Source organism: Azospirillum sp. SYSU D00513 (genome assembly GCF_017356015.1).
Lineage (GTDB): Bacteria > Pseudomonadota > Alphaproteobacteria > Azospirillales > Azospirillaceae > Azospirillum.
The window spans coordinates 1-21188 of sequence record NZ_JAFIQV010000020.1 but is presented as its reverse complement, the minus strand read 5'-3'; the positions used below and the strand labels follow the sequence as shown (position 1 = coordinate 21188).

The following is a 21188-nucleotide window of genomic DNA, read 5'->3' as shown; positions in this document are numbered from 1 at the left end:
GTGAAGAACGGAAAGAACAAGACCATGAAGAAACGGCGTCTCGCGTCCTCCCCCCTGGCCGCCTCCCTGGCCGCCATGCTGCTCGGCGGCTGCTCCCTCATACCGGAGATGGCGCTCCCGCCCGCACCCGTCCCGGCGAGCTGGCCCACGGGCGAGGCCTACAGGGCGTCGGCCGCGGCGCTGCCCGCCACGGCGGCGGCCGGCCCGGCCCAGGGGCCGGTGCTGAGCGATCTCGCCTGGCGGGAGTTCTTCCGCTCGCCCCAGATCCAGTCCCTGGTGCAGCAGGCGCTGGAGAACAACCGCGACCTCCGGGTCGCGGCGCTGAACGTCGAGCAGGCGCGCGCCAGCTACCGCATCCAGCGGGCCGACCTGCTGCCGACCGTGGGCGTCGGCGGCGGGCTGACCCGCCAGCGCACGCCCTCCAGCCTGTCGCCGCTCGGCCGGGGCGGCGTCTCCAGCCAGTACGACCTCAGCGTCGGCATCACCTCCTTCGAACTGGACTTCTTCGGCCGCGTCCGCAGCCTCCAGCAGTCCGCGCTGGAGAGCTATCTCGCGACCGACCAAGCCCGCGTCGGGGCGCAGATCGCGCTGGTCGCCGAGGTCGCCAACGCCTACCTGACCCTGCTCGCCGACCGCGAGCTGCTGAAGCTGACCGAGGACACGCTGCGCACCCAGCAGCAGTCGCTGGACATCACGTCGCGCAGCTTCAGCCAGGGCGTCGGGACGCAGCTCGACGTCGCCCAGGCCCGCACGGCGGTGGAGACGGCGCGGGCCAACCGCGCCACCTACCTGCGCTACATCGCCCAGGACAAGAACGCGCTCGCCCTGCTGGTCGGCGCACCGCTCGACGAACGCGCTCTCGACGCCGCACCGCCGCTGGACACCGGCGCCTTCGTCTCGGGCCTGCCGGTCGGGCTGCCGTCGGACCTGCTGCAACGGCGCCCCGACATCATCGAGGCGGAGCACAACCTGCGCGCCGCCAACGCCAACATCGGGGCGGCGCGCGCGGCCTTCTTCCCGTCGATCAGCCTGACCGCCTCGGCCGGCACGGCCAGTGCCGCGCTGTCGGGCCTGTTCGACGGCGGAAGCGGCGCCTGGACCCTGATGCCGCAGATCAACCTGCCGATCTTCGACTTCGGCCGGCGGGAAGCCAACCTGGAAAGCGCCAAGGTCCAGCGCGAGATCGGCGTCGCCCAGTATGAGCGCGCCATCCAGACGGCCTTCCGCGAGGTGTCGGACGCGCTGGCCGCCCAGGGCACGCTGGACGCCCAGCTTGAGGCGCAGACCGCCCTGGTCCGCGCGACGCAGGAAAGCTACGACCTGTCGATCCTGCGCTACAACCGCGGCCTCGACAGCTTCCTGAACGCGCTGGATTCGCAGCGGTCGCTCTATGCCGCCCAGCAGGAGCTGATCAACGTCCGCCTCCAGCAGCTCGCCAACCTCGTGACGCTCTACAAGGTGCTGGGCGGCGGGGCGCCGGAGGCCGCGGCCAGGCAGATGGCGTCGCGCAACTGACGCCCACTCGCCCGGCGGCGCTCAGCGGCCCAGCACGCGCCGCAGACGCCACCACAGGGCCGCGGGGGTGAAGCGGCCCGGAGGCCGCACGATGCGTCCGGCCTCCGCGAGCACCTCCGCCGGCAGGTCCAGCTCGGCAGCCCATGCGTTGGCGATCACCTGTTCCGGACGGGTGGCGCCGACGATGGCGGCGGAGACGTTGGGGTTGCTCAGCACCCAGGCGAGCGCCAGCTGCGCGGGCGTCACCCCATGAGTCTCCGCCAGCGCCCTCAGGCGCTGCACCGACTCCAGCACGGGACGGCTCAGCCACTCGCGCGGGAACCAGGCGCCCATCTCGGCGTCGGCGGCGCGCGACCCGGCCGGGACGGGGTCCTCCGGCCGGTATTTTCCCGTCAGCACCCCTTGCCCCAACGGCGACCAGACGATCTGGCCGATTCCGTTCTCGGCGCAGAGCGGGAACACCTCCGCCTCCGGGGCGCGCCAAAGCAATGAGTATTGCGGCTGGCTCGACACGAAGCGTTCCACGCCCGGCAGGGCGAGTGCCGCGCGGATTCGGTCCGCCGGCCATTCGGAAAAGCCGATGTACCGCACCTTGCCCTGCCGCACCGCTTCGGTCAGCGCCTCCATGGTTTCCTCCAGCGGCGTGTCCGGGTCGTGCCGGTGGCACTGGTAGAGGTCCACCCGCTCGACCCGCAGCCGCCGCAGGGAGGCGTCGAGCTGTTTGACTACCTGCGCGCGGGACAGCCCCCGGTCGGCCTCGGTCATGGGGAAGAACAGCTTGGTCCCGACGACGTAGGAATCCCGCGGCACGCCGGCCAGCGCTTCGCCCAGCAGCTCCTCCGCAGCACCCCGGCCGTAGATGTTGGCCGTGTCGAAGAAGTTGATGCCCTGGTCGAGCGCCGTGCGCACGCAGGCGACGGCGCGCTCCCGCTCCACCCCGCCGCCATAGGTGAGCCAGGACCCCAACGCGATCGCCGACACGTTCAGGTCGCTGTTGCCGAGCCGCCGGTACCGCATGCCCCCTCCTGTTCGTTGTCCTGAACCTGAAGTGAGGATCGCGGCGCGGCCCTGCAAACGCTCTTGCGGAACTCCGCCCCCCGCTGCCGCGTTGGGCGGGTGCGGGACGCCCCCCGCCACCGGACAGCAGGATCGACACCCATGAAAATGGCCATCGTTCTCAATCAATCCGCCGGCAGCCTGGTGGGGCGGCCGATCGACGACACGGTGGCCCTGATCCGCTCCGCCTTCGAGAAGCGGGGGACCGAGGTCTCCATCACCACGGTCGAGGGCGCCGCCTGCGACGACGCGCTGCGCAAGGCCATCGAATCCGACGCGGACACCATCGTGATCGGCGGCGGGGACGGCACGGTGCACGGGGCGGTCAACCGCATCCTGCCCACGGGCAAGACGCTGGGCATCATTCCGCTCGGCACGCTGAACCTGCTGGCGCGGGACCTCGGCACGCCGCTGGACCTCGAAGGGGCGATCGAGGCCCTGGCCGACGGCGAGAAGCGCGCCATCGACGTCGCCGAGGTGAACGGCAAGGTCTACCTGAACAGCTCCGTCCTCGGCTTCTACCCGGCGGTCGTGCAGGAGCGGGAACGCCAGCGCAAGCAGCACCGGCTGCTGAAATGGCCGGGCATGGTGGTGGCGCTCGCCAAGTCCCTGCACCGGCTCCCGATTCTCGACGTCGAGATCGACTGGGGCCAGGGGCCTCGCCGCATCCGCACGCCGATCCTGGCCGTGTCGAACAACATCTACGACGAAGGCTTCGGGCTGGTGCTGCGGCGCGAGCGGCTGGACAGCGGAAAGCTCGGCGTCCATGTCGCGCGCAACCGTGACGCCCGCAGCATCCTTCGCCTGATGGCACGACTCGTGATGGGGACCTGGAAGCGCGACGACGAGCTGGAGACGCTGACCGCGACCCGGCTGACCGTCCGCACCTTCCGCGGACGGCTGAAGATGGTCAACGACGGGGAGGTTCTGCAGATGAAGGCCCCGCTGCACTACAGCATCCGTCCCGGCGCGTTGAACATCCTCGCCCCCCGGCGGGAGCCCGCGCAGGACACCGCCCGGAACGGGGCGGCGGAAGGGGTGGCGGGGAGCGACGCGGCGTGAGGCGGATCGCCCACATCTCCGACCTGCATTTCGGGCGCATCGACCAGAGGGTGGTGGAAGGGCTCCTGGCCGACCTGAAAGCCCTGCCGCTCGACCTGATCGTCATCTCCGGCGACCTCGTGCAGCGCGCTAAACCCAGCCATTTCCGGGAGGCGCGCGCCTTTCTGGACCGGCTTCCGGTGCCCTACATGGTGGTGCCCGGCAACCATGACATTCCCGTCTACAACGTGCTGCTGCGCTTCACCGACCCGCTCGGCAACTACAAGCGCTTCATCAGCCGGGATCTCAGCCCCGTCCACATCGATTCGGAGATCGCCGTGCTGGGCATCAACACCGCCCGGTCCCTGATCTCGGACTTCTCCGAAGGGCGCATGAACCGCGCGCAGATCGCGCGGGTGCAGGAGGTGTTCGGGCCGGTCCCGGAGACCGTCTTCAAGATCCTCTTCACCCATCACCCGTTCCTGCCGCCGCCCGACGCGCCGGGCACCCGGCTGGTCGGCCGCCACAAGCTGGCCTTGCCGGCGCTGGAATCCGTGGGCGTGGACCTGCTTCTGGCCGGGCACCTGCACCGCGCCTATTCCGGCGACATCATGACGCACCACACCCAGGTCGCTCGTTCCATCCTGGTGGCCCAGGCCTCCACCGCGACCTCGACCCGGCTGCGCAACGAGGCCAACGCCTACAACCTCATCACCGTGGACCATCCGCGTGCGATCTTCGAGGTCCGGTCCTGGGAAGGGGCGGCCTTCACCGGCGGTTTGGTTTCGACTTGGATCAAACGGGACGACCGCTGGACTCTTGAAGCGCAGGATACGGGATTCAGACCTGTGACCGGCGCGGCTTGAGTCCGCCGCCGCCGGGGGCGTAGGATCGCGGCGTCTTCGTAAGGAAAGCGTACGAATCCAATGCCCTCCACCCCCTTCCCGACCAACCTCTCCTTCCCGCGCACCCGCATGCGGCGCAACCGCGCCGACGCCTGGACCCGGCGCCTCGTCGCCGAGAACAGCCTCAGCACCGACGACCTGATCTGGCCGGTCTTCGTCATTGAGGGGCAGAACCGCCGTGAGGCCGTCGCCTCCATGCCCGGCGTGGAGCGGCTGACCATCGACCTGCTGACGGAAGCCGTGGCCGGCGCGCGCGAGATGGGCATTCCCTGCGTCGCGCTGTTCCCGGTCGTGGGCGCCGAGAAGAAGTCGGAGGACGGGGCCGAGGCCTACCGGCCCGACAACCTGATGAACCGCACCATCCGCGCCATCAAGGAACAGGTGCCGGACATCGGCATCCTCGGCGACGTGGCGCTCGACCCTTATACCAGCCACGGCCATGACGGCATCGTCCGCGACGGCTATGTACAGAACGACGAGTCGGTCGAGGTGCTGGTCCGCCAGGCCCTGTCCCAGGCGGAGGCCGGCGTGGACATCCTCGCCCCGTCGGACATGATGGACGGCCGCATCGGCGCGATGCGCGACGCGCTGGACGCCGGCGGGCACGATCTGGTCCGCATCTGCTCCTACGCCGCGAAATACGCCTCGGCCTTCTACGGCCCCTTCCGCGACGCGGTGAATTCCGGCGGCTTCCTGAAGGGCGACAAGAAGACCTACCAGATGAACCCCGCCAACAGCGAGGAAGCGCTGCGCGAGGTCGCGCTGGACCTCAACGAGGGCGCGGACATGGTGATGGTGAAACCCGGCCTGCCCTACCTGGACATCATCCGCCGCGTGAAGGACGGCTTCGGCGTCCCGACCTTCGCCTATCACGTGTCCGGCGAATACGCGATGCTGAAGGCCGCCGCCCTGAACGGCTGGATCGACTACGACAAGGCCGTCCTGGAAACCCTTCTGGGCTTCAAGCGCGCCGGCACCGACGCGATCCTGACCTACACGGCGCTGGATGCGGCACGGATGCTGAAGCAGGGGTGAGGTTGGAGAGGTTGGAGATGGTGCAGCGCGACGACGAAAGGCGTGATGAAAAGGTCGAGGCACTGCGGTTGCTGATCGACGAACGCCGCGCTGGTGTCTTCATCGATCTTGATGACGGCGAAAGGGAAACCCGCGCGATGCTGGCGCGGAAGAGGAAGGCCCGGACGGCGCAATAAACTGCACAGTCCTCACCTTCCCGTCCCCTTTAATGCCGACCGGGTTTCCCTTCTCCGTTAGGAGGTTGGGAACCGCCTCAGTTACTTCGGCACCCCGCGCCAGACCTGATACTGGTTGGTTTCGGCCAGCAGGTCGGCGTGGCCGAAGGCGGTCTTGAAGAGCTTGCCGACGCCCGCGGTGCGCTGGGTGACGGCGATCAGGGCGCCGCGCAGCTTCAGGTACTGCTTGGTGCCCTTCACCAGATCCTCCAGCATGCCGAAATCCTCGTCCTTTCCCCGGTGGAGCGGCGGGTTGGAGACGATCAGGCCGAAGCGTTCGCGGGTGCCGAGCCCGGCCAGCCCGTCGCTCAGCACCAGTTCGGCGTCCGGCACATTCTGGCGCGCGGCGTGGAGCGCCACCGCGTCGATGTCCAGCAGGGTCAGCTTCGCCTCGGGCGCGCGTTCCCGCACGGCCCGCGCGATCACGCCGGCGCCGCTGCCGAAATCGAGCACGTTGGTGCCGGGGGCGATCTCCGGCAGCACGGCCAGCAGCGCCTCGGTGCCGGGATCGAGCCGGCCGTGGGCGAAGAGGCCGGGGTAGGAGACGAGGTCCAGCGGCTCCGCCCGGCCCGGCAGGGCGAAGGCCACCGTCTCCCGCCAGTCCTCCAGCCCGCCCCTGGCCGGCTCGGCGGTGCGACGGGTTTCCAGCACGCGGGCGCGGCGCTTGATGGACAGGGTCTCCCCCCCCTCCACCAGCCCGGCCAGCCGCTTGGGCGCGGAGGTGATGCCCTCGTCGTTGCCGCCGACGATCCACAGCGGCGCGCCGGGAGGCAGGCGGGCCGCCAGGGCGTGCAGGCTCATCTCGAAGGCATCCCAGCCGCGCGGCAGGCGCAGCACGGCCGCGTCGAACGGCCCTTCGGCGGGCCAGGGCGTGGCCGCCCTGCCCTCGCCGGCGATGCGGTTCCAGGAGACGGTCTCGGCCCCGCCCTCGGCGAGCGCCCGCTCCATGGCGCCGCCGGTGTCGCCGGCGACCAGGACACGGCCCTGCGGGCGGCGTTCGGACAGGGTTTCGGCGGCGACCTCCGCGATCGTGATGTCGCGGTCGGTCGCCCGGTTGGAAAGACGGCTCACGGCGTTCTGCCCTTCCTCAACCCCGGTCGCGCATCAGCCGCGCCTTGTCGCGCTGCCATGTGCGTTCCTTCTCGGTTTCGCGCTTGTCGCCCTTCTTCTTGCCGGTGCCGACGCCGAGCTGCACCTTCGCGATGCCACGGTCGTTGAAATAGATCTGCATCGGGATCAGCGTGGCGCCCTTCAGCTTGATGGCGCCCATGAGCTTGTCCAGTTCGCGCTTCTTCACCAGCAGCTTGCGCGGCCGCTTCGGCTCGTGCTGGAAGAAGCGGCCGGCCTGCAGGTATTCCGGCAGGTAGGCGTTGAACAGGTACAGCTCGCCCGACTTAAGCCCGGCATAGGCCTCGTTGATGCTCGCACGGCCGCCGCGCAACGACTTCACCTCGGTGCCGGTCAGCATCAGGCCGGCCTCGATGGTGTCGTCGATGAAATAGTCGAAGCGCGCACGGCGGTTCTGTGCGGCGATGCGCCTTGATTCGGGCTCGCTCGCGGCCAACTCCGTCTCCTCTAACTGTTGATGTCGCCGGTCAGGACAACAGCCCGGCCTTCGTCATGGCTCCGCGCACGATCGCCTTACCCTGCTCCGACAGGGGCACCATCGGCAGGCGCACCTCCTCGGTGCATTTGCCGAGCAGGCTCAACGCGTACTTCACGGGCACCGGGTTCGTCTCCACGAACATGGAGTCGTGCAGCGGAGTCAGCCGGTCGCGGAGCGCGAAGGCGGTGGCGTAATCGCCCTCGCGCCAGGCGTTCTGCATGTCCGCGCAGAGCTTCGGCGCGACGTTCGCCGAGACCGAGATGCAGCCCACGCCGCCCTGGGCGTTGAAGGCCAGCGCCGTCACATCTTCGCCCGAAAGCTGGGCGAAGTTCTCGCCCGCCTCAAGCCGCATGCGGGCCGGCCGCGCGAGGTCGGCCGTGGCGTCCTTCACCCCGACGATGTTGGGCAGCTTCGCCAGCCGGCCCATCGTGGCGACGGACATATCCACGACACTGCGGCCCGGAATGTTGTAGATGATAATCGGCAAATCCGCCGCGTCATGGATCGCTTTGAAATGCTGGTAGAGACCCTCTTGCGTCGGCTTGTTGTAGTAGGGCGTCACCACGAGCGCCGCCTGGGCGCCGGCCTTCCGGGCGTGGCGGGTCAGGCCGATCGCCTCTTCGGTCGAGTTGGAGCCGGTGCCGGCGATGACCGGAACCTTGCCCCCGGCCGCCTCGACGCACAGCTCGACGACACGGTTGTGCTCCTCGTGCGACATGGTGGCGGACTCGCCCGTCGTGCCGCACGGGACCAGTCCATGAGTGCCCTGCGAGACCTGCCATTCGACGAAGGACTGGAAGGCGGCCTCGTCGACTTTCCCGTCCTTGAACGGGGTCAAGAGAGCGACGATGGAACCGTGAAACATGCCTGCCACCTCCGACGGACTTCAAAAAAAGTGACGCGCACATTAGCCGCACCCGCCGGCCTGGGCAAGAGCGCCCGGGGGGCTCTGTTTGCTGGACTGACCAGCGTTTTCCTGCTGGCCTCGCTCCCCTTCGCCGGCGGCGCCCACGCGGCGCTGCTCAGCGGGGACGATCTGGCCGTCTACCGGCAGGCCTTTGCCGCCGCCGGAAAGGACCGCCACGGCGAGGCGCTGCGCATCGCCTCCCAGGCGCGGGAGAAGCTGCCGGCCAAGGTCATCCGCTGGCTGGAGCTGTCGGCCCCCGGCGGCGGCAGCTTCGAGGAAATCGCGGAGTTCCTGCGCGAGGAGCCGGACTGGCCCAACCAGGCCGCCCTGCGCCGCCAGGCGGAAAAGGCCATGCCTCCGGACCTCGGGACCGACTCCGTGCTGTCCTGGTTCCGGAAACACCCGCCGCTGACGCTTGACGGCTTCCGGCGCCACGCCGACACGCTGCTGGCCGCCGGGGAGACCGACCGGGCGGCCAAGCTCGTGCGCGACCGCTGGGTGTCGGCCGACTTCAGCGCGGGCGACGAGCAGGATTTCCTGGCGAGCTACGGCCGCCACCTGCGCACGCAGGACCACAAGGAACGGCTCGACCGTCTGCTGTGGGAACGGCAGGAGGCGCCGGCCCGCCGCCTTCTCGGCTTCTTCGACGACACCTACGACACGCTGATCGAGGCGCGGCTGGCCTACGACACCGACGCGCGCAACCCGGAAGCCAAGCTCGCCCGCGTGCCGGCGAGCCTGCGCAACGACGCGGGTCTGCTGTTCGATCAGATCCGCTACCTGCGCCGCAAGGGCGACGACGATGGCGCCCTGGCCCTCCTCGCCAAGGCCCCGGCGAAGCTCGGCAAGCCGAGCGCCTGGTGGACCGAGCGCCACATCCTGGCGCGCCGGGCCATCGAGCGGCGCGACTTCAACCTCGCCTACCGCATCGTCGAGGCGCACGGCCAGACGGAAGGCGGCGGCCTCGCCGACGCGGAGTTCCTGGCGGGCTTCCTCGCCCTGCGCTTCCTCGACAAGCCGTCGGAGGCCTTCGGCCATTTCCACAAGCTGTACCGTTCCGTCGGGGCGCCGATCAGCAAGGCGCGGGGCGCCTACTGGTGCGGCCGCGCGGCCGAGGCGCTGGGGCAGAAGGCCCAGGCCAAGGAATGGTTCGAGACGGCCTCGCAGTTCGGAACGACCTATTACGGCCAGCTCGCCGCGAAGCATCTCGGCGGCAAGGGGCACATCGACCTTCCCGGCGAGCCGAAAGTGAGCAACGCGGAGGCCACGGCCTTCGAACGGCGAGACCTCGTCCGGGCCGCCCGGATGCTCTCGGAGATCCTCGGCAAGGACGACAGCCTGACCACGGCCTTCCTGCGCCGCATCAGCCTGGACGCCAAGACCCCCACCGACTTCGTGCAGGCGGCCAAGCTGGCGCGCGAGGTCGGGCGCCGCGACCTGGCGGTCGCCGCCGCCAAGGACGCCGCCCAGGACAACGTCTTCCTGGTGGAGGCCGGCTATCCGATGATCAAGACTCAGGCCGACCGCCCGGAATCGGCCCTGGTGCACGCGATCATCCGGCAGGAGAGCACCTTCAACCCCCTCATCGCCTCGTCGGCCGGGGCGCGCGGCCTGATGCAGCTCATGCCCGGCACGGCGCAGCAGGTGGCCAAGCAGCTCGGCATCAGGAACCACAAGCTCGCCCAGCTTACCGCCGACCCCGACTACAATGTCCGGCTCGGCTCGGCCTATCTGGCGGAGATGATCGACCGCTGGAACGGGTCCTACGTGATGGCGGTTGCCTCCTACAACGCCGGCCCGGCGCGGACGCGCCAGTGGCTCGACCAGTTCGGGGACCCGCGCGAGGGCGCCATCGACATCGTGGACTGGATCGAGCTGATCCCCTTCTCCGAAACGCGCAACTACGTCCAGCGCGTCATGGAGGCGATGCTCGTCTACCGCGCGCGCATCCAGGGCAGCCGGGCCGACCTGAATCTCGACAAGGAACTGCGCCGATGACCACGGCCGCTACGACGGAACACGGCTTCGACGGCATCCGCGCCTGCGTCTTCGACGCCTACGGAACGCTGCTCGACGTCAATTCCGCCGCGCGGCGCTGCGAGGACGCGCTCGGCGGCGGCTGGGAGACCCTGGCCGCCACATGGCGCGCCAAGCAGCTCGAATACACCTGGCTGCGAAGCCTCATGGGCGACTACGCCGATTTCGAGCGGGTGACCGGCGACGCGCTCGACTATGCGCTGGAGCGGCACGGCGTGATCGGAGAGGGCTTGCGGGACCGGCTGATGGCGCTGTACCGGCAACTGGATGCCTATGGGGATGCGGCCGCCTGCCTCGGCACGCTTCGCGGGCGCGGGCTGAACACCGCCATTCTGTCGAACGGCTCGCCGGCCATGCTGGACGCGGCGGTCGCCGGGGCCGGGCTGGCCCCGCACCTGGACGCGGTGCTGTCCGTCGATCCCCTGCGCGTCTACAAGCCCCACCCTTCCGTCTATCAGCTCGCCTGCGACCGGTTCGGCGTGATGCCGGAGGCGATCCTGTTCGTCTCCGCGAACGGATGGGACGCCGGGGGTGCCGCGCGGTTCGGCTTCCGGGTGGCGTGGCTGAACCGCGCCGGTTTTCCCGCGGAACGCCTTCCGGCCGCACCCGCGGCGGTTGTGGACAGCCTGTCCGCCATCCCGGACCTTCTGCCGGCCTGAACCCGCGTGGCGGCGGTCGGGCAGTCGAAGGGGAACGCGGCCCAGTCACGGGATCGAGTCATTTACAAAAAGGGAGTAATCCGTACTGCCGGAAGCATTATCAACTGCATTTAATCTTCTTTTAACTATAACCGGGCTTAATTCCCTGGCGCATGCACTCGAATATGCATTCTCACCGTGACAAGGAAGCAGATTAAATGCCCGCTCCGATTGTGGCCGATGAAGTTCGCCAGGCCTGCCAGATCCATGCGCGTCTGCTCGACGCCTTCATCGATCTCACGCAGCGCGAGTTGGAGTCGCTTGCTCCCGGCTTCGTGTCCGAAAGCCTGACCGAGTCCATCGAAAAGCTGCGCATCGCCCGCAAGTCCTACGGCAGCCTCGGCGGCGTGATCGCCGTACCGGTCGCGGCGTCGCGGGCGGCCTGAGGCCGCGCTCATCGGCCGCGCTCATCAGGGTACCTGGCGGTTCTGGACCGCCGCGCGCGCGGGGCCACAGCGGCTCGGTCGCGTGCGCTTTCCAAGAGGCTCGGGGCTGCCGCGCAGTCCGGCGGGAGCAGCCCCGGCCGATGCTCAGGCCGGGACCGCCTTGCGGGCACGGGGCTTGCGCGCCGGAGCCGGCGCTTCGGCCGCAACGGCCTCCTTGGCGGCCGGCTTCTTCGCAGCCGGCTTGGCGGCCTTCGCCTCCGGAGCCTTCGCTTCGACGGGCTTGGCAGCGCCCGGCTGCTTGGCCGCTTTTGCTTCCGCCGGCTTGGCTTCGGCCGCCTTGGCGTCCGCGCCGGCTACGGCCTTCGGGGCAGCAGCCTTCTTCGCCGCGGCCCGGGCCGGCTTCGCAGCAACGGCCTGCGCCGCCTCCGCTTGGAACGGTTGCGCGGCCACTTCCGCCTCGGCCCTTACCCAGTGTTCGAAATCGCAGCCGTGCGGGCAGCCCTCTTCAAGCCAGATGGCGTAGGCACGCTCACGGGTCCGCTGATCGACGTCCGCGCTCATACAATCCTCCTCGATCGTCTAGGCACAGGCCGGCACGCGCAGCCCCTGTGCAATGGTGCGACGCGATGGTGCCCCAGCCGCGATTTCGGTGCAATTTGCTCAATGGTCGGAGGCCATAGGCGCGTGCATCGGCCTTTATTCCGATGACGTTTCGCCGTTTTCCGACTGTTTCTGCTGCACTGCACGCCAGCGGGCAACGTTCCGGTTGTGCTCGGCGAGCGTCTTGGCGAAGGCATGGCCTCCCGTGCCGTCGGCCACGAAGTAGATGAAGTCGTGGCGTTCCGGCTTGAGAACGGCCGTCAGCGACGCGAGCCCCGGATTCGCGATCGGCCCGGGCGGCAGGCCGTCCGCCACATAGGTGTTGTAGGGCGATTCGAAACGCCAGTCGGCGCGGGTCAGCGCCCGCCCGAGTTCTCCCGTCCCATCGGTCAGGGCGAAGATGACGGTGGGGTCGGACTGGAGCCGCATGCCGGCTTCCAACCGGTTCAGGAACACGCCGGCGACGCGCGCCCGTTCGGACGCGACGCCGGTCTCCTTCTCGACGATGGAAGCCAGCGTCAAGGCCTCTTCGGGCGTCCTGACGGGCAGATCCCCGTCCCGGCTCTTCCACGCCTCGGCCAGGGCCTTGTCCATGCCCTGCCGCATGCGCGCGACGACGGACGCGCGCGAATCACCGAAGGTGAAATGATAGGTTTCCGGCAGGAGGCTGCCGTTGGGCGGCACCGGCTCGACCGATCCGGTCAGCGCCTCCTCCTTGTCGAGCAGCGCCATCACCTGCACGGAGGTCAGCCCCTCCGGCACGGTGAGGCGGCGCACGACCGTCTTGCCCTGGCGCATTTGCTCCAGCACGCCGGAGATGCTGACGCCGGGCGCGAAGGCGTATTCGCCCGCCTTCAGCGGACGGCGGTCCCCGGCCAGTTCGCCGGTGAGCTTCGCCCCATAGAGGAACAGCAGCGGCTCATCCAGGACGCCCGCCCGGTCGAGGGTTTCGGCGATGGCTTCGAGCCCGCTGCCGCGCGGCACCACGACGGTCGCCGGGCCGTCGAGCGGCCCGGGCGCCATGACGCGCAGGGCGCCCCAGAAGGCGCCCGCCCCCCCGGCGGTGAGCGCGGCGAGTGCCGTGGCCGCGATGCGGAGGCCCCAGCCCATCGCCGCCTCCCTTACGCGAACTCCTTGAAGATCAAGGAGGCGTTCGTCCCGCCGAAGCCGAAGCTGTTCGACAGGGCCGCCGTCACGCGGCGTTCCTGCGCCACCTTCGGCACGAGGTTGACGCCCTGGCAGCTCTCGGACGGGTTGTCCAGGTTCAGCGTCGGCGGAACCACGCTGTGGTTCATCGCCTTGATCGAGTAGATCGCCTCGATCGCGCCGGCGGCGCCCAGCAGATGGCCGGTGGCCGACTTGGTGGAGGACATGGCGGCCGTGTCGAGATCCGCGCCGAACAGGCGGCGGACCGCGCCCAGTTCGATCTCGTCGCCCAGCGGCGTGGAGGTGCCGTGGGCGTTGATGTAGCCGATGTCCGCCGGGCTCATGCCCGCGCGCTTCAGGGCCATGGTCATGGCGCGGAAGCCGCCGTTGCCGTCCTCGGCCGGGGCGCTGATGTGGTGGGCGTCGCCCGACAGGCCGTAGCCGACGATCTCGGCGTAGATGTGCGCGCCGCGGCGCTTGGCGTGCTCCAGCTCCTCCAGCACGACGACACCGGCGCCTTCGCTGATCACGAAGCCGTCACGGTCCTTGTCGTAGGGGCGGGACGCCTTCTCCGGCGTGTCGTTGAAGGCTGTCGAGAGCGCGCGCATGGCGGCGAAGCCGGCGATGCCGAGGCGGGTGACCGCCCCTTCCGTGCCGCCGGCCACCATCACGTCCGCGTCGTCCCACATGATCAGGCGCGCCGCGTCGCCGATGGCGTGAGCCCCGGTCGAGCAGGCGGTGACCACCGAATGGTTGGGGCCGCGGAAGCCGTGCTGGATGGAGATGTGGCCCGAGGCCAAATTGATGAGGTTCGCCGGGATGAAGAAGGGCGACAGGCGCCGCGGCCCCTTCTCGTGCAGCGTGATGGCGCCTTCGGCGATGCCCGGAAGGCCGCCGATGCCGGAGCCGACCATGACGCCGGTGCGCTCGCGCTGCTCGTCGTTGCCCGGTTCCCAGCCCGAATCCTTCACCGCTTCCTGGGCGGCGGCGATCGCGAAGAGGATGAAGTCATCCATCTTCCGCTGATCCTTGGGCGGAACGAAGATGTCCGGATTGAAGAGCCCCTCGCCGTCTCCGCGCGGAACCTGGCCGGACACGCGCGAGGCGATGTCCGAGACATCAAAGCCCTGGGTCGCCCGGATGCCGGAAGCGCCGTTGACCAGGCGGTCCCAGTTGTGCTTGTGGCCGACACCGAGCGGCGTGACCAGACCGAGGCCGGTAACGACGACACGTCTCATGGGAATTCCCTTGGTCTTCTTTTTCCGTTCTGACGGAATGTCCACGACGGCCAGGCCCGTTCCTTGGTGCCTGGCCCCCGGAGTCCTGCCGCTGGGGTCAGGCGGCGCTCGACTTGTTGATGAAGTCGATGGCGTCCTTGACCGTCAGGATCTTCTCGGCGGCGTCGTCCGGGATCTCGCAGCCGAACTCTTCCTCGAAGGCCATGACCAGCTCGACGGTGTCGAGGCTGTCGGCGCCCAGGTCGTCGATGAAGGAGGCATTCTCCGTCACCTTGGCTTCCTCGACACCGAGGTGGTCCACAACGATCTTCTTCACGCGCTCGGCGATGTCACTCATGTTCCTGAACCTTCCAATCCTTGAGACGGCAATCTTTGAGACCGCTTGGGGGAAATCCGGCCATACCACACGCGGGTCCGCGTGTCGTTCCGCCGCGAAAAGCCCCGTCCGATAACACATTTCGGCAGGCTTGACCAGCGCCCGAGGGCACCGGCCGCCGTCCGTTCCGCTGCTTTTTAGCGAAACCTCAGATCATCGCCATGCCGCCGTTGACGTGCAACGTCTGGCCGGTGATGTAGGAGGCCTCCTCGCTCGCGAGGTACACGACCCCGGCGGCGATCTCACCCGGCTCGCCCATGCGGCCGGCCGGTATTCCGGCGAGCAGCTTTTCCTTCTGCTCGCCGTTCAGCGCGTCGGTCATCGCCGTGGTGATGAAGCCCGGCGCGACGCAGTTGACGGTGATTCCACGGGACGCCACTTCGGCGGCCAGCGCCTTCGACATGCCGATCATGCCGGCCTTGGAGGCGGCGTAGTTGGTCTGGCCGGCGTTGCCGGTCACCCCGACGATGGAGGTGATGCCGATGATGCGGCCCCAGCGGCGCTTCATCATGCCGCGCAGCACGCCCCGCGACAGGCGGAAGGCGGCGGTCAGGTTGACGTCGATGACGGCCTGCCAGTCCTCGTCCTTCATGCGCATGGCGAGCTGGTCGCGCGTCAGGCCGGCGTTGTTGACCAGAACATCGATCTGGCCGAGTGCTGATTCGGCGTCCTTGACGAGCTGTTCGGTGGCCGCCGCGTCGGCGAGGTTGCCGGGGACGACCCGGGCGCGCTCGCCCAGCTCGGCCGCCAGCTCCTCCAGCGGGCCGGTGCGCGTGCCGGACAGGGCGACCGTGGCGCCCTGCGCGTGCAGCGCGCGGGCGATGGACGCGCCGATGCCGCCGGATGCTCCGGTCACCAGAGCCTTCTTGCCGGTCAGATCGAACATTGTAGCCTCACAGCGTCTTGAGGAAGGATTCGACATCGGCCGGCCCCTGGATCGACACGGCCGACAGCTCCTTGTCGATGCGCTTGGTGAGCCCGGCCAGGACCTTGCCGGCGCCGACCTCGACCAGCGTCTCCACGCCCTGCTCCTTCATGAAGAGCACGCTCTCGCGCCAGCGGACCATGCCGGTCACCTGCTCGACCAGCAGGCGGCGGATCTCGTTGGGGTCGGACACCGGCGCGGCGGTGATGTTGGCGACCAGCGGCACCGCCGGTGCCGAGATGGTCACGGATGCCAGCGCCTCGGCCATGGCGTCGGCCGCCGGCTGCATCAGCGGGCAATGGAAGGGCGCGCTCACGGTCAGCCGGACGGCGCGCTTCAGCCCGCGCTCGGCGGCCAGCACGACGGCGCGGTCGATCGCCTCGGTGGCGCCGGAGATCACGACCTGGCCGACGGAGTTGTCGTTGGCGACGGTGCAGACCTCGCCCTGCGCCGCGTCGGCGGCGATGGACTGGGCCTGCTCGATGTCGGCGCCCAGCAGGGCCGCCATGGCGCCCTTGCCGACCGGCACGGCCTTCTGCATGGCCTGCCCGCGCAGCTTCAGCAGACGCGCCGTGTCGGAGAGCGTGAAGGCTCCGGCGGCGCACAGCGCCGAATACTCGCCGAGCGAATGGCCGGCCACGAAGGCGGCATGCTTGGCGAAATCGACGCCGCCCTCGCTGGTCAGCACGCGCATGGCGGCGACGCTGACGGCCATCAGGGCCGGCTGGGCGTTCTCGGTCAGGAGCAGGTCCTCTTCCGGACCCTCGAACATCAGGCGCGACAGGCGCTGGTTCAGCGCATCGTCCACCTCCTCGAAGGTGAGGCGCGCGACCTCGAACGCTTCGGCCAGTTCGCGGCCCATGCCGACGGCCTGACTGCCCTGTCCCGGAAAGACGAACGCCCTGCTCATGACCCTTGAAAACCCTGTTCTTTGGAGCGCCCGGAAAGCGGCGCCGCTGCGAAATTGCGCGACAGTCATACCGCCCGTTCGCGGCAAGTCAAGCGACGCGACGTTTTTCCCATTCACACGCCGTTACCCCCGGCGGTTTTCCGGACTTCAAGCGCAGGTGCCGAGCCGGCCCCGCTGCATTGCACACCGCCCGCCGCGCTCTTTTCGGCGGAAAGCGCCGGATTCCTGCCGAATCATGCCGTTCGGCCTAGGAAATGCCTTGCCCGCCGGCTTTTCCTGTGTATAGTGCGCGCCTTCCAAACTCCTTGCCGGTTCGCGCTAGCTGCCGGCTAGGCCCGGGCGGCTGGCCGGTCCATCGGGGACCGACGCAGCGCCGGACCATGAACAGCCATGGGGAGTCATATGGCTTTGTACGAGTGCGTGCTGATCGCACGCCAGGACATCTCGGCCGCGCAGGCCGAGCAGCTCGGTGAGCAGTTCGCTCAGATCATCCGCGACAACGGCGGTGAGGTCTCCAAGACCGAGTACTGGGGTCTGAAGACCCTCACCTACAAGATCAAGAAGAACCGCAAGGGTCACTACACCCTGTTCAATCTCGACGCGCCGGCCGCCGCCGTCGCCGAGATGGAGCGGAACATGAGCATCAACGAAGACGTGCTGCGCTACATGACGCTGCGCGTCGACGCCCTCGACGCCAACCCGTCGGCGATGATGCAGAGCCGCGGCGAGCGTGGCGACCGCGGTGACCGCGGCGACCGCGGCCCGCGCCGGTTCGATGACCGCGGCCCGCGTCCGCCGCGCCGCCAGGAAGCCGCTGCCGAAGGGGAGACCGCGTAATGAGCGACAAGCAGACCACGGGCGCTCCGGCCCGCACCGGCGGCCCCGCCCGCCGTCCGTTCTTCCGCCGCCGCAAGACCTGCCCGTTCTCGGGCGCGAACGCCCCGGCGATCGACTACAAGGACGTCAAGCTCCTGTCGCGCTTCATTTCCGAGCGCGGCAAGATCGTCCCGAGCCGCATCACGGCGGTTTCCGCGAAGAAGCAGCGCGAACTCGCGCGCGCCATCAAGCGCGCCCGCTTCCTGGCCCTGCTCCCCTACGTGGTGAAGTAAGGCCGAAGCGTTCGGCAAGGGCATAGGTGCCTCCATGAGAATGGCCTTGGCCGCTTCCCTGGGAAGCGGGCTGGTCAGCGCGGTCTTCTCCCTGTCGGCGGTGTTCGGCGGGTTCGGCGCGCTGATCCTGGGCTATCTGACGACCTTTCCGCTCTTCCTCGTGGGGCTGTCGCTCGGGTTTCCGGCGGCGCTCATCGCGGGGCTGGCGGGGTCGGCGGCGGTCCTGCTGATGTCGGGCAGCCTGCTGGCGGCGGCGGTTCACCTGGTCACCGGAGCGCTTCCGGTGCTCCTGGTGGTCAAGCGGTCGCTGCTGGCGCGGCCCGCGTCGGAAGGCCCCGAAGGGGGCATCGAGTGGTACCCGCCCGGTTCGGTCCTGATGGAACTGACCGGGCTGGGCGTCGCGGCCTTCCTGGCCGTCACGGTTCTGGCGCTCGGAGAGCCCGGCGGGCTCGAGGGCGTCGTGCAGCGGGCGCTGTCCGGCCTGGCCGGAGAGGTGTTCGACGCGCAGGGCGCCCCCGCCCCGGAACCGGGCGCGTACTGGATCGTCTCGGCGATGCCGGGGCTGGCGGCGATCTCATGGCTGACCATGGCGATCGTCAACGCGGCCCTGGCGCAGGGGGTGCTGATGCGGTTCGGCCGCAACCGGCGCCCGTCCATGCGGCTGGACGACATCGACCTGCCGCAATGGACCGTCCCGGCGTTCCTGGCGCTGGTGGCGGGGGCCTCGGTGGCTCCGGACCCGGTCGGGTTCATCGCTCTGAACATGGCGCTGATCCTGGCCGTGCCCATTGCCTTTGCCGGGCTTTCGGTGGTGCATGCGATGGTCCGGGGACGGTCGGCAAGGACGCCGATCCTCGTCGGGTTCTACATGTGCCTGTTTCTCTTCGGTTGGCCGATCGTGCTTATGGTCGGCCTGGGCATGATCGAGCAATGGATGGGGCTGCGCCGCCGTTTTCGGCCCGCCGGCCCTCATCAGGAGGACGAGTGATGGAAGTTATTCTGCTGGAGCGGGTTGAGAAGCTCGGCCAGATGGGCCAGATCGTGAAGGTCAAGCCCGGTTACGCCCGCAACTATCTTCTGCCGCAGAAGAAGGCGCAGCGCGCGACCAAGGCGAACCTGGCTCAGTTCGAGACCCAGCGCGCCCAACTCGAGGCCGCGAACCTGGAGCGCCGCAAGGACGCCGAGCAGGTCGCCGCCAAGATGAACGACGTGACGGTCGTGGTCATCCGCCAGGCCGGCGAGACCGGCGTTCTCTACGGCTCCGTCGCCGCGCGCGACATCGCCGAGGCGCTGACCGCCGCCGGCTACACCGTCGACCGCCGCCAGGTCTCGATCGAAACCCCGATCAAGACCCTGGGCCTCTTCAAGGTGCGCCTCGTGCTGCACCCGGAAGTCAGCCTGTCGGTCACGGTCAACGTCGCCCGTTCGGCCGAAGAGGCCGAGCTTCAGGCCCAGCGCGGTGGCATGATCACCGCCGCCGACCTGGACGACGACGAGGACGAAGAGACGACGGCCCCCGAGGCCGACGAGACCGAGGACAGCGAAGAGGCCTGATCGGCCCCTTCACGCCGTCACCGTTCGTCCGGGAACCGCCCGCCTCAACCGAGGCAGGGCGGTTTTCGCGTTTCCGGGCTCCGCCATCCCGCCTGCCCCGCCGGGATGCTCGGAAAAGGCTGGAGCCTCACAGGCTAAGCTCAAGCCAGTCACTTGAGATCACTTGTATTTTCGGCTTATCCCCATGATTGTCATCCTGTGGATGATTCTTACCCACAGGTTTTTGGGAGGGGGAGAATCGCTTGGCACAGCCGAGTCCACCGGCCCTTTGCTAGAGTGCCCGCATGGACGACAAAGCAACCCAGCTCTTCGAGCCGCGCCTCTCGGAAGGTGCTGCCTCGCGCCTCGGCACCGTCAAGCCCGTGCCGGACTACCGCACGCCCCCGCACAACGAGGAGGCCGAACAGGCTCTGCTGGGCGCCATCCTGGTGAACAACAAGGCCTATGAGAGGGTCAGCGAGTTCCTCAGGCCGGAGCATTTCTACGACCCGGTCCACCAGCGCATCTACGGCGCGATCCTGAAGCTGGTCGAGCGCGGCCAGATCGCGAACCCGGTGACGCTCAAGAACTACTTCGAGAACGACACCGACCTCGTCGCGGACGGCGGGGCCGCCTATCTCGCGGAGCTGGCGGCGAACGTCGTGACGGTGGTCAACGCCGGCGATTATGGCCGCACCATCCATGACCTGTTCCTGCGCCGGCAGCTCATCGAAGTCGGCAGCGACATGGTCAACGAGGCCTACCGCCACGACCTCGACAGCACCGCGCTGGAGCAGATCGGCGAGGCGGAAAAGCAGCTCTTCGACCTCGCTTCCAGCGGCGACGTGAAGGGCGGCTTCGTTCCCTTCATCGAATCGGTCAAGCAGGCCATCGCCACCGCCCAGGTCGCCTTCGGCCGGTCGAGCCACGTGACGGGCGTCACCACCGGCCTGATCGACATCGACCGCAAGCTCGGCGGCATGCACCCGTCGGACCTGATCATCCTCGCCGGACGCCCTTCCATGGGCAAGACGGCGCTCGCCACCAACATCGCCTTCAACGCGGCCAAGGCCCACATGCGCACCAGCGGCGAGGAAGGCGGCGTCGTCGGCTTCTTCTCGCTGGAAATGTCGGCGGAGCAGCTCGCCACGCGCATTCTCGCCGACGAGGTCAAGGTGCCGGGCGACAAGATCCGGCGCGGCGAGATCCGCGACACGGACTTCCCGACCTTCGTCCAGGCGAGCCAGGATCTGGCGCGCTGCCCCTTCTACGTGGACGACACGCCCGCCCTGTCCGTCGCGGCGGTCCGCACCCGCTGCCGGCGGCTGAAGCGCACGTCGGGCCTCAGCATGGTGGTGGTGGACTATCTCCAGCTCCTGCGCGGCTCCTCGACGCGCGGCAGCGAGAACCGCGTGCAGGAGATCTCGGAGATCACCCGCGGCCTGAAGGCCATCGCCAAGGAGCTGGAAGTCCCGGTCCTGGCGCTGTCCCAGCTCAGCCGCGCGGTCGAGCTGCGCGAGGACAAGCGGCCCCAGCTCGCCGACCTGCGCGAGTCGGGCTCGATCGAGCAGGACGCCGACGTGGTGATGTTCGTGTTCCGCGAACAGTACTATCTGGAGCGTGCCGAGCCGTCGCGCCGGCCCGACGAGAACGACGACAAGTTCAACGACCGTTACCAGCGCTGGCAGCAGCGGCTGGGCGAGGTGCACAACACCGCCGAGGTCATCATCGCCAAGCAGCGCCACGGCCCGATCGGCACCGTGCGCCTGCATTTCGACGGCCAGTTCACCAAGTTCAGCGACCTGGACCAGAACCACGGGTCCTACGGCGAGTAGCCGCCACCGTCCGTTCGGGGCGGTCGTGTCGCTAACAAGTCAAGTTGGCCGGTTTTCGTAACATGTGAGTTGGCCGCTCTGTTCGCTATTTGGACCGGGGGCATGCCCCCGGTCC

General features: G+C 68.9%; 22 protein-coding genes and 1 pseudogene. 13 read left to right on the top strand and 10 right to left on the bottom strand.

All coding sequences use genetic code 11. The features are described from left to right. The first annotated feature begins 24 nt into the window (after positions 1-24). Positions 25-1515 (top strand): efflux transporter outer membrane subunit, encoded by a 1491-nt coding sequence (locus JUB11_RS16005; RefSeq protein WP_207459571.1) that lies wholly within the window; start codon positions 25-27, stop codon positions 1513-1515. Between the two features lie 21 nt (positions 1516-1536). On the opposite strand, the gene JUB11_RS16000 is transcribed toward JUB11_RS16005, so the two are convergent. Continuing rightward, complete coding sequence (locus JUB11_RS16000) at positions 1537-2532, bottom strand: aldo/keto reductase family protein (RefSeq protein WP_207459570.1); 996 nt, start codon at positions 2530-2532, stop codon at positions 1537-1539. Positions 2533-2673: 141 nt separating this feature from the next. On the opposite strand from JUB11_RS16000, the gene JUB11_RS15995 reads away from it, so the two are divergent. From JUB11_RS15995 to JUB11_RS15980, 4 genes are read left to right on the top strand one after another with little or no spacing between them, the layout of a single operon-like run. Further along, positions 2674-3633 (top strand): diacylglycerol kinase family protein, encoded by a 960-nt coding sequence (locus JUB11_RS15995; protein ID WP_207459569.1) that lies wholly within the window; start codon positions 2674-2676, stop codon positions 3631-3633. Then, a complete protein-coding gene (locus JUB11_RS15990) occupies positions 3630-4478 on the top strand; it encodes a metallophosphoesterase (RefSeq protein ID WP_207459568.1) in 849 nt (282 codons plus the stop codon). Before JUB11_RS15995 ends, JUB11_RS15990 begins: the two co-directional genes overlap by 4 nt. 60 nt (positions 4479-4538) lie before the next feature. After that, complete coding sequence (gene hemB, locus JUB11_RS15985; protein ID WP_207459567.1) at positions 4539-5552, top strand: porphobilinogen synthase; 1014 nt, start codon at positions 4539-4541, stop codon at positions 5550-5552. A gap of 17 nt (positions 5553-5569) precedes the next feature. Continuing rightward, complete coding sequence (locus tag JUB11_RS15980) at positions 5570-5728, top strand: hypothetical protein (protein ID WP_207459566.1); 159 nt, start codon at positions 5570-5572, stop codon at positions 5726-5728. 81 nt (positions 5729-5809) lie between these two features. Here JUB11_RS15980 and JUB11_RS15975 read toward each other — a convergent pair whose 3' ends face one another. From JUB11_RS15975 to dapA, 3 genes are read right to left on the bottom strand one after another with little or no spacing between them, the layout of a single operon-like run. Continuing rightward, positions 5810-6838 (bottom strand): methyltransferase, encoded by a 1029-nt coding sequence (locus tag JUB11_RS15975; protein WP_207459565.1) that lies wholly within the window; start codon positions 6836-6838, stop codon positions 5810-5812. Positions 6839-6854: 16 nt separating this feature from the next. After that, positions 6855-7331 (bottom strand): SsrA-binding protein SmpB, encoded by a 477-nt coding sequence (gene smpB / locus JUB11_RS15970; protein ID WP_207459564.1) that lies wholly within the window; start codon positions 7329-7331, stop codon positions 6855-6857. Between the two features lie 31 nt (positions 7332-7362). After that, complete coding sequence (gene dapA, locus JUB11_RS15965) at positions 7363-8238, bottom strand: 4-hydroxy-tetrahydrodipicolinate synthase (protein WP_207459563.1); 876 nt, start codon at positions 8236-8238, stop codon at positions 7363-7365. Positions 8239-8268: 30 nt separating this feature from the next. Between dapA and JUB11_RS15960 the strand changes: the two genes are divergently transcribed. The 3 genes from JUB11_RS15960 to JUB11_RS15950 all read left to right on the top strand — a co-directional run bounded on the left by JUB11_RS15960 (position 8269) and on the right by JUB11_RS15950 (position 11401). After that, positions 8269-10278, top strand: a complete 2010-nt coding sequence (locus tag JUB11_RS15960; protein ID WP_348771440.1) for a lytic transglycosylase domain-containing protein — start codon at positions 8269-8271, stop codon at positions 10276-10278. Further along, a complete protein-coding gene (locus JUB11_RS15955) occupies positions 10275-10976 on the top strand; it encodes a haloacid dehalogenase type II (RefSeq protein ID WP_207459561.1) in 702 nt (233 codons plus the stop codon). Before JUB11_RS15960 ends, JUB11_RS15955 begins: the two co-directional genes overlap by 4 nt. Before the next feature lie 197 nt (positions 10977-11173). Then, on the top strand, positions 11174-11401 hold the full coding sequence (locus JUB11_RS15950) for a hypothetical protein (RefSeq protein ID WP_207459560.1): 228 nt from the start codon (positions 11174-11176) through the stop codon (positions 11399-11401). A 144-nt stretch (positions 11402-11545) separates the two neighbouring features. On the opposite strand, the gene JUB11_RS15945 is transcribed toward JUB11_RS15950, so the two are convergent. From JUB11_RS15945 to fabD, 6 genes are all read right to left on the bottom strand, one after another. Next, entirely contained in the window at positions 11546-11962 is a 417-nt protein-coding gene (locus JUB11_RS15945; protein WP_207459559.1) for a DUF2934 domain-containing protein, read from the bottom strand. A 135-nt stretch (positions 11963-12097) separates the two neighbouring features. After that, a complete protein-coding gene (gene mltG / locus JUB11_RS15940; RefSeq protein WP_207459558.1) occupies positions 12098-13111 on the bottom strand; it encodes an endolytic transglycosylase MltG in 1014 nt (337 codons plus the stop codon). 11 nt (positions 13112-13122) lie between these two features. Further along, on the bottom strand, positions 13123-14385 hold the full coding sequence (gene fabF / locus JUB11_RS15935) for a beta-ketoacyl-ACP synthase II (RefSeq protein ID WP_207459557.1): 1263 nt from the start codon (positions 14383-14385) through the stop codon (positions 13123-13125). A 97-nt stretch (positions 14386-14482) separates the two neighbouring features. Further along, positions 14483-14722, bottom strand: a complete 240-nt coding sequence (locus tag JUB11_RS15930) for an acyl carrier protein (protein ID WP_207459556.1) — start codon at positions 14720-14722, stop codon at positions 14483-14485. A 187-nt stretch (positions 14723-14909) separates the two neighbouring features. Continuing rightward, positions 14910-15647 carry a 3-oxoacyl-[acyl-carrier-protein] reductase gene (gene fabG / locus JUB11_RS15925; protein WP_207459555.1) on the bottom strand — a complete coding sequence of 246 codons (738 nt, stop codon included), beginning with the start codon at positions 15645-15647 and terminating at the stop codon, positions 14910-14912. A 7-nt stretch (positions 15648-15654) separates the two neighbouring features. Then, positions 15655-16596 (bottom strand): ACP S-malonyltransferase, encoded by a 942-nt coding sequence (gene fabD / locus JUB11_RS15920; protein ID WP_207459554.1) that lies wholly within the window; start codon positions 16594-16596, stop codon positions 15655-15657. Between the two features lie 402 nt (positions 16597-16998). Between fabD and rpsF the strand changes: the two genes are divergently transcribed. The 5 genes and pseudogenes from rpsF to JUB11_RS15895 all read left to right on the top strand — a co-directional run bounded on the left by rpsF (position 16999) and on the right by JUB11_RS15895 (position 21073). Continuing rightward, positions 16999-17433 (top strand): 30S ribosomal protein S6, encoded by a 435-nt coding sequence (gene rpsF / locus JUB11_RS15915; protein ID WP_207459553.1) that lies wholly within the window; start codon positions 16999-17001, stop codon positions 17431-17433. Then, positions 17433-17705 carry a 30S ribosomal protein S18 gene (rpsR, locus tag JUB11_RS15910; RefSeq protein WP_207459552.1) on the top strand — a complete coding sequence of 91 codons (273 nt, stop codon included), beginning with the start codon at positions 17433-17435 and terminating at the stop codon, positions 17703-17705. Before rpsF ends, rpsR begins: the two co-directional genes overlap by 1 nt. Positions 17706-17745: 40 nt before the next feature. Beyond that, positions 17746-18693, top strand: coding sequence for a DUF2232 domain-containing protein (locus JUB11_RS15905; protein ID WP_247887100.1), 948 nt, complete (start codon positions 17746-17748; stop codon positions 18691-18693). After that, positions 18693-19148: pseudogene (gene rplI, locus JUB11_RS15900) on the top strand (50S ribosomal protein L9); the annotation flags it as partial. The gene JUB11_RS15905 and the pseudogene rplI, both read left to right, overlap by 1 nt. Before the next feature lie 395 nt (positions 19149-19543). Then, a complete protein-coding gene (locus JUB11_RS15895; protein WP_207459549.1) occupies positions 19544-21073 on the top strand; it encodes a replicative DNA helicase in 1530 nt (509 codons plus the stop codon). The last annotated feature ends 115 nt before the right edge of the window (positions 21074-21188 follow it).

What these genes read in the sequence shown, in the direction of transcription:
- JUB11_RS16005 (WP_207459571.1), top strand. Translation starts at nt 25, where the DNA reads ATGAAGAAACGGCGTCTCGCGTCCTCCCCCCTGGCCGCCTCCCTGGCC.
- JUB11_RS16000 (WP_207459570.1), bottom strand. Translation starts at nt 2,532, where the DNA reads ATGCGGTACCGGCGGCTCGGCAACAGCGACCTGAACGTGTCGGCGATC.
- JUB11_RS15995 (WP_207459569.1), top strand. Translation starts at nt 2,674, where the DNA reads ATGAAAATGGCCATCGTTCTCAATCAATCCGCCGGCAGCCTGGTGGGG.
- hemB (WP_207459567.1), top strand. Translation starts at nt 4,539, where the DNA reads ATGCCCTCCACCCCCTTCCCGACCAACCTCTCCTTCCCGCGCACCCGC.
- JUB11_RS15980 (WP_207459566.1), top strand. Translation starts at nt 5,570, where the DNA reads ATGGTGCAGCGCGACGACGAAAGGCGTGATGAAAAGGTCGAGGCACTG.
- dapA (WP_207459563.1), bottom strand. Translation starts at nt 8,238, where the DNA reads ATGTTTCACGGTTCCATCGTCGCTCTCTTGACCCCGTTCAAGGACGGG.
- JUB11_RS15955 (WP_207459561.1), top strand. Translation starts at nt 10,275, where the DNA reads ATGACCACGGCCGCTACGACGGAACACGGCTTCGACGGCATCCGCGCC.
- JUB11_RS15950 (WP_207459560.1), top strand. Translation starts at nt 11,174, where the DNA reads ATGCCCGCTCCGATTGTGGCCGATGAAGTTCGCCAGGCCTGCCAGATC.
- JUB11_RS15945 (WP_207459559.1), bottom strand. Translation starts at nt 11,962, where the DNA reads ATGAGCGCGGACGTCGATCAGCGGACCCGTGAGCGTGCCTACGCCATC.
- mltG (WP_207459558.1), bottom strand. Translation starts at nt 13,111, where the DNA reads ATGGGCTGGGGCCTCCGCATCGCGGCCACGGCACTCGCCGCGCTCACC.
- fabF (WP_207459557.1), bottom strand. Translation starts at nt 14,385, where the DNA reads ATGAGACGTGTCGTCGTTACCGGCCTCGGTCTGGTCACGCCGCTCGGT.
- JUB11_RS15930 (WP_207459556.1), bottom strand. Translation starts at nt 14,722, where the DNA reads ATGAGTGACATCGCCGAGCGCGTGAAGAAGATCGTTGTGGACCACCTC.
- fabG (WP_207459555.1), bottom strand. Translation starts at nt 15,647, where the DNA reads ATGTTCGATCTGACCGGCAAGAAGGCTCTGGTGACCGGAGCATCCGGC.
- fabD (WP_207459554.1), bottom strand. Translation starts at nt 16,596, where the DNA reads ATGAGCAGGGCGTTCGTCTTTCCGGGACAGGGCAGTCAGGCCGTCGGC.
- rpsF (WP_207459553.1), top strand. Translation starts at nt 16,999, where the DNA reads ATGGCTTTGTACGAGTGCGTGCTGATCGCACGCCAGGACATCTCGGCC.
- rpsR (WP_207459552.1), top strand. Translation starts at nt 17,433, where the DNA reads ATGAGCGACAAGCAGACCACGGGCGCTCCGGCCCGCACCGGCGGCCCC.
- JUB11_RS15905 (WP_247887100.1), top strand. Translation starts at nt 17,746, where the DNA reads ATGGCCTTGGCCGCTTCCCTGGGAAGCGGGCTGGTCAGCGCGGTCTTC.
- JUB11_RS15895 (WP_207459549.1), top strand. Translation starts at nt 19,544, where the DNA reads ATGGACGACAAAGCAACCCAGCTCTTCGAGCCGCGCCTCTCGGAAGGT.